Annotated in this window: 16 protein-coding genes; 4 read left to right on the forward strand and 12 right to left on the reverse strand. The window is 51.2% G+C overall.

What is annotated here, in order from left to right:
* Positions 1-79 precede the first annotated feature (79 nt).
* Together ftsH and rlmE are read right to left on the reverse strand one after the other, a co-directional pair.
* Positions 80-2,014, reverse strand: a complete 1,935-nt coding sequence (ftsH, locus tag ATB02_RS15840) for an ATP-dependent zinc metalloprotease FtsH (protein ID WP_001107467.1) — start codon at positions 2,012-2,014, stop codon at positions 80-82.
* 99 nt (positions 2,015-2,113) lie between these two features.
* Positions 2,114-2,743 carry a 23S rRNA (uridine(2552)-2'-O)-methyltransferase RlmE gene (rlmE, locus tag ATB02_RS15845; protein WP_000145975.1) on the reverse strand — a complete coding sequence of 210 codons (630 nt, stop codon included), beginning with the start codon at positions 2,741-2,743 and terminating at the stop codon, positions 2,114-2,116.
* Positions 2,744-2,868: 125 nt separating this feature from the next.
* On the opposite strand from rlmE, the gene yhbY reads away from it, so the two are divergent.
* Complete coding sequence (yhbY, locus tag ATB02_RS15850; RefSeq protein WP_001054420.1) at positions 2,869-3,162, forward strand: ribosome assembly RNA-binding protein YhbY; 294 nt, start codon at positions 2,869-2,871, stop codon at positions 3,160-3,162.
* A 155-nt stretch (positions 3,163-3,317) separates the two neighbouring features.
* On the opposite strand, the gene greA is transcribed toward yhbY, so the two are convergent.
* Positions 3,318-3,794, reverse strand: a complete 477-nt coding sequence (greA, locus tag ATB02_RS15855) for a transcription elongation factor GreA (RefSeq protein ID WP_001148001.1) — start codon at positions 3,792-3,794, stop codon at positions 3,318-3,320.
* Positions 3,795-4,041: 247 nt separating this feature from the next.
* Between greA and dacB the strand changes: the two genes are divergently transcribed.
* Complete coding sequence (dacB, locus tag ATB02_RS15860; RefSeq protein WP_001212632.1) at positions 4,042-5,475, forward strand: serine-type D-Ala-D-Ala carboxypeptidase; 1,434 nt, start codon at positions 4,042-4,044, stop codon at positions 5,473-5,475.
* 185 nt (positions 5,476-5,660) lie between these two features.
* Here dacB and cgtA read toward each other — a convergent pair whose 3' ends face one another.
* From cgtA to rplU, 4 genes are all read right to left on the reverse strand, one after another.
* Positions 5,661-6,833 carry an Obg family GTPase CgtA gene (gene cgtA / locus ATB02_RS15865; RefSeq protein WP_000673561.1) on the reverse strand — a complete coding sequence of 391 codons (1,173 nt, stop codon included), beginning with the start codon at positions 6,831-6,833 and terminating at the stop codon, positions 5,661-5,663.
* 15 nt (positions 6,834-6,848) lie between these two features.
* Complete coding sequence (locus tag ATB02_RS15870; protein WP_105271881.1) at positions 6,849-7,814, reverse strand: DMT family transporter; 966 nt, start codon at positions 7,812-7,814, stop codon at positions 6,849-6,851.
* Between the two features lie 126 nt (positions 7,815-7,940).
* Positions 7,941-8,198, reverse strand: coding sequence for a 50S ribosomal protein L27 (gene rpmA, locus ATB02_RS15875; protein ID WP_000940595.1), 258 nt, complete (start codon positions 8,196-8,198; stop codon positions 7,941-7,943).
* Positions 8,199-8,218: 20 nt separating this feature from the next.
* Positions 8,219-8,530: a 50S ribosomal protein L21 gene (rplU, locus tag ATB02_RS15880; RefSeq protein WP_000271401.1), complete on the reverse strand. Its 312-nt coding sequence runs from the start codon at positions 8,528-8,530 to the stop codon at positions 8,219-8,221.
* Between the two features lie 258 nt (positions 8,531-8,788).
* Between rplU and ispB the strand changes: the two genes are divergently transcribed.
* Together ispB and sfsB are read left to right on the forward strand one after the other, a co-directional pair.
* A complete protein-coding gene (ispB, locus tag ATB02_RS15885) occupies positions 8,789-9,760 on the forward strand; it encodes an octaprenyl diphosphate synthase (RefSeq protein ID WP_001047331.1) in 972 nt (323 codons plus the stop codon).
* Positions 9,761-9,988: 228 nt separating this feature from the next.
* The gene (gene sfsB / locus ATB02_RS15890) at positions 9,989-10,267 is read left to right on the forward strand and encodes a DNA-binding transcriptional regulator SfsB (protein WP_000445413.1); all 279 of its coding nucleotides are present in this window, start codon (positions 9,989-9,991) and stop codon (positions 10,265-10,267) included.
* A gap of 47 nt (positions 10,268-10,314) precedes the next feature.
* Here the strand turns inward: sfsB and murA are convergent, their stop codons facing one another.
* The 5 genes from murA to mlaD form a co-directional block, all read right to left on the reverse strand.
* A complete protein-coding gene (gene murA, locus ATB02_RS15895; RefSeq protein WP_000357278.1) occupies positions 10,315-11,574 on the reverse strand; it encodes a UDP-N-acetylglucosamine 1-carboxyvinyltransferase in 1,260 nt (419 codons plus the stop codon).
* Positions 11,575-11,628: 54 nt separating this feature from the next.
* Positions 11,629-11,883: a BolA family iron metabolism protein IbaG gene (ibaG, locus tag ATB02_RS15900; RefSeq protein WP_000429656.1), complete on the reverse strand. Its 255-nt coding sequence runs from the start codon at positions 11,881-11,883 to the stop codon at positions 11,629-11,631.
* 159 nt (positions 11,884-12,042) lie between these two features.
* A complete protein-coding gene (gene mlaB / locus ATB02_RS15905; protein WP_000004488.1) occupies positions 12,043-12,336 on the reverse strand; it encodes a lipid asymmetry maintenance protein MlaB in 294 nt (97 codons plus the stop codon).
* Positions 12,336-12,971, reverse strand: coding sequence for a phospholipid-binding protein MlaC (gene mlaC, locus ATB02_RS15910; protein ID WP_000476484.1), 636 nt, complete (start codon positions 12,969-12,971; stop codon positions 12,336-12,338). The genes mlaB and mlaC overlap by 1 nt, the downstream gene beginning before the upstream one ends.
* Positions 12,972-12,989: 18 nt before the next feature.
* Complete coding sequence (mlaD, locus tag ATB02_RS15915) at positions 12,990-13,541, reverse strand: outer membrane lipid asymmetry maintenance protein MlaD (protein ID WP_001296448.1); 552 nt, start codon at positions 13,539-13,541, stop codon at positions 12,990-12,992.
* Positions 13,542-13,545 lie beyond the last annotated feature (4 nt).

Consider the following 13,545-nt stretch of genomic DNA (forward strand, 5'->3'; position numbering starts at 1 on the left):
CTGGTATGAATTGATAAGAAAAAACCCCGGAGCACGCCCCGGGGTTTTCGGTACAAATACAGTCATCTAATGCGGGAACTTACTTGTCGCCTAACTGCTCTGACATGGTGTTACCCGGGTTCGGCGTACGCGGTTCATCAACCGGACGCGGAGCCTTTGGACTACCATTGTCGCCAGAATTGTTAGAAGCGCCTGGTTCTTCCCAGCCCGCTGGCGGACGTACATCACGGCGTGCCATCAGGTCATCAATCTGCGGTGCGTCGATAGTCTCATATTTCATGAGAGCATCTTTCATCGCATGCAGAATATCCATGTTGTCGGTCAGAAGCTGACGCGCACGATTATAGTTACGCTCGATCAGTGCTTTCACTTCCTGGTCGATGATGCGTGCCGTTTCATCGGACATATGTTTCGCTTTCGCTACGCTACGACCGAGGAACACTTCACCTTCTTCTTCCGCATACAGCAGCGGACCGAGTTTCTCAGAGAAGCCCCACTGGGTAACCATGTTACGCGCCAGGTTGGTCGCAACTTTAATATCGTTGGACGCCCCGGTAGAAACATGTTCTGGCCCGTAGATGATCTCTTCTGCCAGACGACCGCCGTACAGTGTAGAAATCTGGCTTTCCAGTTTCTGACGGCTGGCGCTGATTGCGTCGCCCTCAGGCAAAAAGAAGGTCACACCCAGCGCACGACCGCGCGGGATAATCGTTACTTTGTGCACCGGATCGTGTTCCGGCACCAGGCGACCGATAATCGCGTGACCTGCTTCGTGGTAAGCAGTCGATTCTTTCTGCGCTTCCGTCATCACCATGGAGCGACGTTCCGCACCCATCATGATTTTGTCTTTCGCTTTCTCGAACTCAACCATCGACACAACACGTTTGTTGCCACGAGCAGCGAACAGTGCCGCTTCGTTCACCAGGTTCGCCAGGTCAGCACCGGAGAAACCAGGAGTACCACGGGCAATGATTGCCGCGTCGATATCGGGTGCCAATGGTACGCGACGCATGTGAACTTTCAGAATCTGCTCACGACCGCGAACATCTGGCAAGCCAACCACAACCTGACGGTCGAAACGGCCAGGACGCAGCAGCGCCGGGTCGAGAACGTCCGGACGGTTAGTCGCAGCGATAACGATGATACCTTCGTTACCTTCGAAGCCATCCATCTCAACCAGCATCTGGTTCAGAGTCTGTTCACGTTCATCGTGACCACCGCCCAGACCTGCGCCACGCTGGCGGCCTACGGCGTCGATTTCATCGATAAAGATGATGCACGGAGCCGCTTTCTTCGCCTGTTCGAACATGTCACGAACACGGGATGCACCCACACCGACGAACATTTCTACGAAGTCAGAACCGGAGATAGTAAAGAACGGAACTTTCGCTTCGCCTGCAATCGCTTTCGCCAGCAGCGTTTTACCGGTACCCGGAGGACCGACCATCAGGACGCCTTTCGGGATCTTACCGCCGAGTTTCTGGAAGCGGCTCGGCTCGCGCAGATACTCAACCAGTTCAGCAACTTCTTCTTTTGCTTCGTCGCAGCCCGCAACGTCAGCAAAGGTCGTTTTGATCTGATCTTCCGTCAGCATGCGCGCTTTGCTCTTACCGAACGACATGGCACCTTTGCCACCGCCGCCCTGCATTTGACGCATGAAGAAGATCCAGACACCAATCAGCAACAGCATCGGGAACCAGGAGATGAAGATAGAAGCCAGCAGGCTTGGTTCTTCAGGCGGTTCACCGACAACCTTGACGTTCTTGGTCAACAGGTTATCCAGTAATTTCGGATCCTGAACCGGAATGTAAGTGGTATAACGGTTACTATCTTTCTTGGTAACGTTGATTTCACGTCCGTTGATACGCGCTTCACGAACCTGGTCGTTATTGACCTCTTGTAGGAAGGTAGAGTAATCCACCTTACGGCCATTAGACTCGCTGGGCCCAAAGCTCTGGAATACTGACATCAGCACAACGGCAATGACCAGCCAGAGAATTAGGTTTTTCGCCATGTCACTCAAGGGATTAACCTCTTATTACAACTGTGTTAAAAACAGCGTCAGGATACTCTATATCCAGCATCTTTCAAACTTTCGTCTGAAATCTCCCGGTTAGGGTTTACGCCCGGTCGCTACAATATACACTTCCCGCGAACGTGCACGAGAAGAGTCCGGCTTACGAACTTTGACCTTCGTAAACAGGGAGCGAATTTCCCTTAGATACTCATCGAAACCTTCGCCCTGGAACACCTTCACTACAAAACTGCCACCTGGCGCTAATACATCACGACACATTTCTAACGCCAGTTCCACCAGATACATGGCACGGGGGATATCCACCGCCGGTGTTCCGCTCATGTTTGGTGCCATATCGGACATGACAACCTGGACTTTGCTGTCGCCAACGCGCTCCAGCAGTGCTTTCATCACCAGTTCATCACGAAAATCGCCCTGAAGAAAGTCCACACCAACGATAGGATCCATAGGTAAAAGATCGCAAGCGATGATGCGGCCTTTGCCGCCAATTTGGGTGACCACATATTGTGACCAACCACCCGGAGCAGCACCAAGGTCGACAACCGTCATTCCCGGTTTAAAGAGTTTGTCACTTTGCTGTATTTCATCAAGTTTAAACCAGGCACGGGAACGTAACCCCTTTTTCTGTGCCTGTTGAACATATTTATCGCTAAAGTGTTCCTGAAGCCAGCGGCTGGAGCTGGCAGAACGCTTCTTACCTGTCATTTAACTTTCCCATGGGGATAACTCATCGTAACCAATTGCGTAAATTTTTACGCGCCTATTTGGTGATATATGGGAGATGGCGGTAGAATGACCCGTTTTCAATCCCAACGTAAGCAAAAAATACGATGAATCTGAGTACTAAACAAAAACAGCACCTGAAAGGTCTGGCACATCCGCTCAAGCCAGTTGTTCTGCTTGGCAGTAATGGTTTGACCGAAGGGGTGCTGGCCGAGATTGAACAAGCGTTAGAGCACCATGAACTCATCAAGGTGAAAATCGCCACCGAAGATCGCGAAACTAAAACCTTGATCGTGGAAGCTATCGTGCGCGAAACCGGCGCCTGTAATGTACAGGTCATCGGTAAAACGCTGGTGCTTTATCGCCCAACTAAAGAACGTAAAATCTCGCTGCCGCGCTAAGATTATCCTAAAGTTACACACATTTGCTGTGTAAAACGAGGGGTTTTCCGCAGGCAGGAGAGCAAAATGCCACGCTCTGTTCGTTGATAAAAGGCCGCATAGCGGCCTTTTTCCTTTCTTTACAATACATCAACATCTTGAGTATTGGGTAATTCTTACAGGTATTCCACCTTAATTACTTCAAATTCTACTTCGCCGCCCGGCGTTTTGATGACCACAACATCATCTTCTTCTTTGCCGATCAGGCCACGAGCAATAGGCGAGTTTACAGAAATCAGGTTCTGTTTAAAGTCAGCCTCATCATCGCCAACGATGCGATAAGTCTGCTCTTCGTCAGAATCCAGATTCAACACCGTTACGGTAGCACCAAAAATAACGCGCCCATTGTTAGGCATTTTGGTGACATCAATCACCTGCGCGTTCGACAGTTTGGCTTCAATATCTTTGATACGACCTTCGCAGAAACCCTGCTGTTCACGAGCTGCGTGGTATTCGGCGTTTTCTTTCAGGTCGCCATGCTCACGCGCTTCCGCGATAGCAGCAATGATTTCAGGACGGCGCACAGATTTCAGAAAATCCAGCTCTTCGCGTAATTTTTCAGCGCCGCGTAAGGTCATCGGAATAGCTTGCATTTGTTATACCTCTTGAATATTCCTGATGGGGCAAGTCTTCACCCACCCCGGCTGTTCGGCCTGCCCGGCAAAACTCCTCACCGGGACCAGAAGCAAAAAAATACCGACCCGGGTACAAGTCCCAGGTCAGCTACAATTCACATTTTGATAGTCATTTTACCCTGAAGTTCCCGAAGGGTCATCGTTTACTTTATAGGGCGTTGCGCCGTAGTATGACGGCTCGATTCCAGGTTGTTAGCGCGAGATTATGCGATTTTCCAGATTTATCATCGGATTGACCAGCTGTATAGCGTTCAGTGTTCAGGCCGCGAATGTTGATGAGTACATTACTCAACTCCCCGCTGGTGCCAACCTTGCCCTGATGGTGCAAAAAGTCGGCGCATCGGCCCCCGCTATTGATTACCACAGCCAGCAGATGGCGCTGCCCGCCAGTACGCAGAAAGTGATTACTGCGCTAGCGGCGTTGATTCAACTCGGCCCCGATTTTCGTTTTACTACTACGCTTGAAACCAAAGGCAATGTGGAAAACGGCGTACTCAAGGGTGACTTAGTGGCGCGATTTGGTGCCGATCCGACATTAAAACGTCAGGATATTCGCAATATGGTCACGACTTTGAAAAAATCTGGCGTCAACCAAATTGATGGTAATGTGTTGATAGACACCTCCATTTTTGCCAGCCACGATAAAGCCCCCGGCTGGCCGTGGAATGACATGACACAATGCTTTAGCGCTCCGCCTGCCGCCGCCATAGTTGACCGCAACTGTTTCTCCGTCTCGCTCTACAGTGCCCAAAAACCCGGTGATATGGCCTTTATACGCGTGGCATCTTATTACCCCGTTACGATGTTCAGCCAGGTACGCACCCTCCCCCGTGGTTCTGCCGAAGCGCAATATTGCGAGCTGGATGTGGTGCCAGGCGACCTGAACCGCTTTACGCTGACCGGATGCCTGCCACAACGTTCTGAGCCGCTCCCGTTGGCTTTTGCCATACAGGATGGAGCCAGCTATGCCGGTGCAATTCTGAAAGATGAGTTAAAACAGGCAGGTATCACCTGGAGCGGAACACTGCTGCGCCAGACTCAGGTTAATGAACCCGGAACGGTAGTTGCCAGTAAACAGTCGGCCCCGTTGCACGATCTGCTTAAGATTATGCTGAAAAAGTCAGACAACATGATTGCCGATACGGTTTTCCGCATGATAGGCCATGCGCGCTTCAATGTGCCCGGAACATGGCGGGCCGGGTCGGACGCCGTACGTCAGATCCTGCGTCAGCAAGCTGGTATCGATATTGGTAACACGATTATTGCCGATGGTTCAGGGCTTTCGCGGCATAACCTGATTGCACCTGCCACCATGATGCAGGTGCTGCAATACATTGCCCAACATGACAATGAACTTAACTTTATCTCTATGCTGCCGCTGGCAGGCTATGACGGCTCTTTGCAGTACCGTGCGGGCCTGCATCAGGCTGGCGTGGACGGAAAAGTCTCAGCAAAAACCGGCTCTTTGCAGGGGGTATATAACCTGGCGGGATTCATTACCACAGCGAGCGGGCAACGAATGGCGTTTGTACAATATCTTTCTGGCTATGCGGTAGAACCCGCGGATCAGCGTAATCGCCGCATTCCGTTAGTGCGTTTTGAAAGCCGTTTGTATAAAGATATTTATCAGAACAATTAGTCAAAAAGAAACCCCGGCACATGGCCGGGGCTTCAGATTATTGACAAAGTGCGCTTTGTTTATGCCGGATGCGGCGTGAACGCCTTATCCGGCCTACAAAATCGTGCAAATTCAACATATTGCAATTCTCTTGTAGGCCTGATAAGCGTAGCGCATCAGGCTTATTTGGCGTTTATCATCAGTGATTAACGCTTGTAAATGAACTCAACGCCTTCTTCGTCGTCTTCGTCCCAGTCGTCATCCCAGTCTTCATCATCCTCTTCAGCAATCTCTTCAAGCTGCTGACGGTGATAATCATCCCACATGAATTCGACTTTCTCTGGCTGTTTCGCTTCTTCGGCCTGCACAACTGGGTTTTCAATGATAAAAGTCATCACATCCCAGCAGAGATCTTTCACGCCCAGTCCGCTCGCCGCAGAGATCAGATAATATTTATCTTCCCAGCCCAGCGCCTCCGCGATCGCTTTGGCTTTCTCTTCAGCTTCTGCCTTATCCAGCAGGTCGATCTTGTTGAAGACTAACCAACGTGGTTTTGCCGCCAAATCCTGGCTGTATTTTTCCAGCTCGCTGATAATAATACGCGCGTTTTCAACCGGATCGGTACCGTCAATCGGATCGATATCGATGAGGTGCAACAAGACGCGGCAACGTTCCAGGTGTTTCAGGAAGCGAATCCCCAGTCCTGCACCTTCCGCAGCGCCTTCAATTAGCCCTGGAATATCGGCAACAACGAAGCTCTTTTCGTTGTCCATTCGTACCACACCCAAGCTCGGTACCAGAGTGGTAAACGGATAATCCGCCACTTTCGGTTTAGCCGCCGAGACCGCGCGGATAAAGGTCGATTTACCCGCATTCGGCATTCCCAGCATACCGACGTCAGCCAGCAGCATCAGCTCCAGCAGCAGCTCGCGCTTATCGCCCGGCGTACCGTTGGTTTTCTGCCGTGGCGTACGGTTAACGGACGATTTGAAGCGGGTATTGCCCAGACCGTGCCAGCCGCCCTTGGCAACCAGCAGACGCTGACCGTGTTTGGTCATATCGCCCATGGTTTCACCGGTACCCTGATCGATAACACGCGTACCTACCGGCACTTTAATCGTGACGTCTTTACCGCGCTTACCGGTACAATCGCGGCTTGCGCCGTTCTGACCGCGTTCTGCACGGAAAGATTTTTCAAAACGATAATCGATCAGCGTGTTCAGGTTCTCGTCGGCTTCCATCCAGACGTCACCACCGTCACCGCCGTCGCCGCCATCCGGGCCGCCTTTCGGAATATATTTTTCGCGGCGGAAACTCACGCAACCATTACCGCCATCACCTGCAACGACCAGAATCGATGCTTCATCAACAAACTTCATTTTATTCTCCGTAAATCATTCGCCTGCGCGGGGTTGCGATACCACCGTTGTATGCTTACGTAATCCGCCCCAAATACGATGACCAATGGCGGAATACATCGCGCCCGCAACCACGACAAACGCACCGAGATAACCTAAAAGGTTTAACATCGGTCTGGCGAAGAAATCGGGCCAGGCCAGTGATAAAAGATCTGAAAAAAACAGCGTAAACAGTGGGGTGAGCGTGATGATCGCGCTCACCTGCGCTGCCTGCCAGCGAGCCATCGCTTCCGCCAGGGCGCCATATCCTACCAATGTATTCAGTCCGCAAAAAATTAAACATGCGAGCTGCCAGTGGCTAAGCTGCGCTATCACTCCAGGATTTGCCAGAGGGAAGAGCGCAATTGTACATAAAGTGTACAGCAAAAACAGGATCTGCGGTGAGGCCAGCCGACGCAATAAAACCTTCTGCGCTACGCCATAACTCACCCAAACCGTCGCCGCACCGACCCCAAAGATAACTCCCCAGGTGTAATCGGTGAGCTTTGTAAATATCTCAACCAGACTGGTGTTAAAAAACATCACCAGGCCGCTCAGGAGCATCAATGCCCCCACTACCTGGGTGCTGCGCATTTTCTCTTTCAGGATAAATACGCTGGCAACCATCATGCCAACTGGCGAGAGTTGCCCAATCACCTGCGAAGCGGTCGGACTCAGGTATTGCAAGGATGAGCTGAACAGGATGAAGTTCCCAAACAGCCCGGCGGTCGCCACTGCCAACAAAATCAACCAGCGTGGCTTACGAAACACGCGTAATGGCGGCAACTTCTTCTTCACCGCAAGAATGGCACCAAGGCCAATACTCGCCATCAAGAAACGGTAAAACACGATTGTCGGAGGTTCCATCACCTCCAGCACCTGCTTCATTGCAATTGGCAACGCCCCCCAGCAAATTGCTGTGGTGAGCGCCAAAAGAATGCCAATGCCTGCCTGCTGCTTCATACCGTATTCCCTACAAAACGCATTTGCGAGTTAACGCCGCACGATGCGAATTTTTACCGGTTATCGAATGTAAAAAGCCCCGCAACGTGTTGCGGGGCTTTCATCCGTTACCGGGACGCGAAAAACTTATTCAGCTTCGATGCTGATAAATTTACGGTTTTTCGGGCCTTTAACTTCGAATTTCACTTTACCGTCTGCTTTAGCAAACAGAGTGTGGTCACGACCGCAACCTACGTTAGCGCCTGCGTGGAATTTGGTACCACGTTGACGAACGATGATGCTACCCGCCAGAACGGATTCGCCACCGAAACGCTTAACGCCCAGGCGTTTAGCTTCTGAATCGCGACCGTTACGTGTGGAGCCGCCAGCCTTTTTATGTGCCATTTGAAATCTCTCCTCAGGTCTTAGGCGCTGATGCCAGTAATTTTCACATCAGTGAACCACTGACGATGGCCCTGCTGCTTACGATAGTGTTTACGACGACGAAACTTAACGATTTTAACTTTCTCGCCACGACCGTGAGCAACAACTTCAGCTTTGATTACGCCGCCATCAACGAAAGGAACGCCGATTTTGACTTCTTCACCGTTTGCGATCATCAGCACTTCAGCGAACTCAACAGTTTCGCCAGTTGCGATGTCCAGCTTTTCCAGGCGAACGGTCTGACCTTCGCTTACTCGGTGTTGTTTACCACCACTTTGGAAAACCGCGTACATATAAAACTCCGCTTCCGCGCACACCTTTTCAATGATTCAGAGTGCGCTATAAATATTCACAATAGGGCGCGAATATTACGCAAAACGCACGCCTTTGACAAGTGCTACAGTCAATACACGAAGAAAAAAAACACAACTTGTACGGTAACGTTTATCTGTGCCATTTTTTCAGTACAATCACCCTATATTCCTAACCATAAACCCTAAGTTGCCTTTGTTCACAGTAAGGTAATCGGGGCGAAAAGCCCGGCTTTTGCGATGAATTTAGAAAAAATCAATGAGTTAACCGCGCAAGATATGGCGGGTGTTAATGCGGCAATCCTTGAGCAGCTTAATTCCGACGTCCAACTGATCAATCAGTTAGGCTATTACATCGTCAGCGGCGGCGGTAAACGTATTCGTCCGATGATTGCTGTACTGGCTGCACGAGCTGTTGGCTATGAGGGAAATGCGCATGTCACCATTGCTGCCCTGATCGAGTTTATCCACACGGCGACTCTGCTGCACGACGACGTTGTGGATGAATCAGATATGCGCAGGGGTAAAGCTACCGCCAACGCCGCATTTGGCAATGCCGCCAGCGTGCTGGTAGGCGATTTTATTTATACCCGCGCGTTCCAGATGATGACCAGCCTCGGTTCGCTCAAAGTGCTGGAAGTGATGTCTGAAGCCGTAAACGTCATCGCAGAAGGTGAAGTTCTGCAACTGATGAACGTTAACGACCCGGACATCACCGAAGAAAACTACATGCGCGTTATCTACAGCAAGACCGCGCGTCTGTTTGAGGCTGCCGCGCAGTGTTCCGGGATTCTGGCAGGTTGTTCGCCGGAGGAGGAGAAAGGCCTGCAAGATTATGGGCGTTATCTCGGCACCGCTTTCCAGTTGATCGACGATTTGCTCGATTACAATGCCGATGGCGAACAGTTAGGTAAAAACGTCGGCGACGATCTGAACGAAGGTAAACCGACGCTGCCGCTGCTGCATGCAATGCATCATGGCACACCAGAACAGGCACAGATGATTCGTACCGCCATCGAACAGGGTAACGGTCGTCATCTTCTGGAACCGGTTCTGGAAGCAATGAACGCTTGTGGCTCTCTTGAATGGACGCGTCAGCGTGCCGAGGAAGAAGCAGACAAAGCCATCGCAGCGTTACAGGTGCTCCCGGACACCCCGTGGCGAGAGGCACTCATCGGCCTCGCGCACATCGCTGTTCAACGCGATCGTTAATCCCCTCCCCCTCATCCCGCGCAGTGCGCGGGATGATTCCAATAAGTTCCATAAAAACACTTATTCAGCGTAATAACGCCTGAAAAACCAGTGTATGTATCTTTATATATTCTGAATATTCACACTCTTTACAGGAACTTTTTAGAGCAATAGGCCATCAGGAGTACAGTGATGCTCGACAGAAGAAGTGTTCTGAATGAAAGCGACTAACTTAAGGAGTGAGGAAAGATGGAAAGTAATTTCATTGACTGGCATCCCGCTGACATCATTGCGGGTTTACGCAAGAAAGGAACGTCAATGGCGGCGGAATCTCGTAGAAATGGTTTGAGTTCCTCAACGCTGGCGAACGCATTATCGCGCCCATGGCCGAAAGGAGAGATGATTATTGCGAAAGCCCTGGGAACTGACCCCTGGGTTATCTGGCCATCACGCTACCATGATCCGCAGACCCATGAGTTTATCGACAGAACGCAGTTGATGCGTAGCTACACTAAACCGAAAAAATGAGTGGTCTGGCGGTAGCCCCGCGAACGGGGCTGCCAGCTCTCGGACGATTACTCGCCTTTCACACGCTCAATATTTGCACCTAAAGCGCGCAGTTTGTCTTCAATACGTTCGTAGCCACGATCGATGTGATAAATACGATCAACCACCGTTGTCCCTTCCGCAATACAACCAGCCAGCACCAGGCTTGCTGAAGCACGTAGATCGGTTGCCATAACCTGTGCGCCAGAAAGTTTTTCAACACCGTGACAAATAACGGTATTACTTTCAATTTCAGCATGCGCGCCCATACGACTCAGCTCTGGTACGTGCATAAAGCGGTTTTCAAAGACCGTTTCGGTGATGAATCCGGTGCCTTCTGCCACCAGGTTCAGCAGTGTGAACTGGGCCTGCATATCGGTCGGGAATGCCGGATGCGGCGCGGTACGTACGTTAACAGCTTTCGGCCGTTTGCCATGCATATCCAGGCTAATCCAGTCTTCGCCGACTTCAATGTCCGCTCCAGCGTCACGCAATTTCGCCAGCACAGCGTCAAGAGTATCTGGCTGTGCGTTACGGCAGATAATTTTGCCGCGAGAGATCGCCGCAGCCACAAGGAAAGTACCGGTTTCGATACGATCCGGCAGCACGCGATAGACACCGCCGCCTAAACGTTCCACACCTTCGATGATGATACGATCGGTGCCCTGACCGCTAATTTTCGCACCCAGCGTAATCAGGAAGTTCGCGGTATCGACGATTTCCGGTTCACGCGCTGCGTTTTCAATAATCGTGGTGCCTTCCGCCAGGGTTGCAGCACACATGATGGTCACCGTTGCGCCAACGCTGACTTTATCCATCACGATATGTGCGCCTTTCAGACGACCGTCGACGGAAGCTTTAACGTAACCTTCTTCCAGTTTGATGGTCGCGCCTAATTGTTCGAGGCCAGAAATGTGTAGATCAACCGGACGCGCACCGATCGTACAACCGCCAGGCAGTGAAACTTGCCCCTGCCCAAAGCGCGCTACCAGCGGCCCCAGTGCCCAGATAGAAGCACGCATGGTTTTAACCAGATCGTAAGGTGCGCAGAATACATTAACCTCGCGGGCATCAATATGCACAGAACCATTACGCTCTACTTTCGCACCCAGCTGGCTTAGCAGCTTCATTGATGTATCAACGTCTTTCAGTTTCGGGACGTTCTGGATCTCTACCGGTTCTTCCGCCAGTAGTGCGGCAAAAAGAATAGGCAGAGCAGCATTTTTAGCGCCGGAAATTGTGACTTCGCCCTGGAGCTTCGTTGGCCCCTGAACACGAAATTTATCCATTTAGTTTGTTCTCAGTTAACAATTCATATCCGCTACCGGCGAATCGCCCATAGCTCAAAAGCCGTTCAGTTTGCGATCGCGCGCCCACTCCGCAGGGGTATACGCTTTGATCGACACAGCATGAATGCGGTTATCCGCAATATATTCCATCAGCGGGCCATAGACCGTCTGCTGTTTTTTAACCCGACTCATGCCGTCAAACAACTCACCCACGGCAATAACCTGAAAGTGGCTGCCATCGCCGGAAACGTGGACTTCCTGGAGGGAGAGAGCGTTCATCAACACGCTCTGAATTTCATTATTTTCCATGGGATCTTCAATCATCAGTTAATAAACCAGCGAAACATCTTAGAGCAAAGTTGCGCTGGCATAAATAAGCAAAAAGCCTCGCTGATAAATCAGACAAGGCTCAACTTGCAGGCAGGTTTGCCGGACAGGCGGTTAACGCCTTATCCGGCCTGAAAAAATTTAACGAGGCAGAACATCAGCAGGCAAATTATACAATTTCGCCAGGGTATACACTTTGTCGTTTACCCCCTGAAGCGTCACATTGTTGCCCTGCTTTTTCGCCAGATCGATAAGATGGAGCAGCAGCGCCAGTCCACCTGTATCAACGCGGGATACACGGCTAAGATCGATGCAGGTAATCCCCTTCACCGCCTCCTCACGCATTTCCCAAAGCGGTAGCAGAACGTCCTGATCCAGCTCTCCGGATAACGCCAGCGTGTCACCCGTCTGCATCCAGCTCAGTGACTCGCTCATTACTTTTTCTCTTCCAGAGTGATTTTCTGTTGAGAAATCGATTTCAGTTGCGCAGTCAGGCCGTCGATACCTTTGGTACGCAGCAGCGTCCCCCACTCATTTTGTTTGGTGGTGATCATGCTGACACCCTCTGCAATCATGTCGTAAGCCTGCCAGTTGCCCGTCTGGGAGTTTTTACGCCATTGGAAGTCCAGACGCACCGGCGGGCGGCCATTCGGGTCAATAATGGTCACGCGAATAGGCACAATGGTTTTATCACCCAGAGGCTGTTCTGGCGCGATCTGATAAGTCTGACCATGATACATCGCCAATGCCTGACCGTAAGCCTGCTTCAGATACTCACGGAAAGCGGCAAAGTAAGCATCACGCTGGGCGGGAGTCGCACTCTTGTAATACTGGCCCAGAACCAGAGCCCCGGCGTATTTCACCTGTACGTATGGCAGCAGTTCCTGATCAACAATGGTACGCAGATAATCCGGGTTGGCCCGAATTTGCGGTTGCTCATTCTTCAGGCGATCGAACGTTTTCTGCGCCGCCTCGTCCATCAGCTTATACGGATTGGTCTGGTCTGCCGCGGTTGCCGCACTCAGCGGTGCAATCACCAGCAAAGCGACCATCATTAAACGTTTAAACATGCGTCGGTTCTCCTGAAATTATTTCGTTGTACCCACAGGTTCAGTGGTTTCATTATTACCTGGCGCAGCAGCTGGCGCATCGCCACTATTCTTATTGTCATCGCCTTTACTACCGTAAAGGAACTGACCAATGAGATCTTCCAGCACCATCGCAGACTTAGTGTCCTGGATTGTATCGCCATCCTTCAGGATAGCAGTCCCCAGTTCCGGGTCTTCAAAACCGACGTTTAATGCCAGATATTGTTCCCCCAGCAGGCCGGAAGTACGGATGCTCAGCGAACTGGTATCAGGAATGTGGTTATAACGTTGTTCAATTTCCAGCGTTACGCGTGGCAGATAGGTTTTCGGGTCCAGCGTAATATCCGCCACCCGGCCCACAACAACGCCACCAATGCTGACCGGAGAGCGCGCTTTCAGGCCGCCAATGTTATCGAACGTCGCATAAAGCGTATAGGTCGGTTCAGTACGTATGGACGTCACGTTCGCCGCCTTCAGGCAAACAAACAGCGCCGCCAGCAGTGCTGCTAATAAAAAGATACCCACCCAAATTTCATTTTTTTTCGTTTGCATGAAC

The sequence above is a fragment of the Escherichia sp. MOD1-EC5189 genome, from assembly GCF_002966045.1.
Taxonomy (GTDB): Bacteria; Pseudomonadota; Gammaproteobacteria; order Enterobacterales; family Enterobacteriaceae; genus Escherichia; species Escherichia coli_F.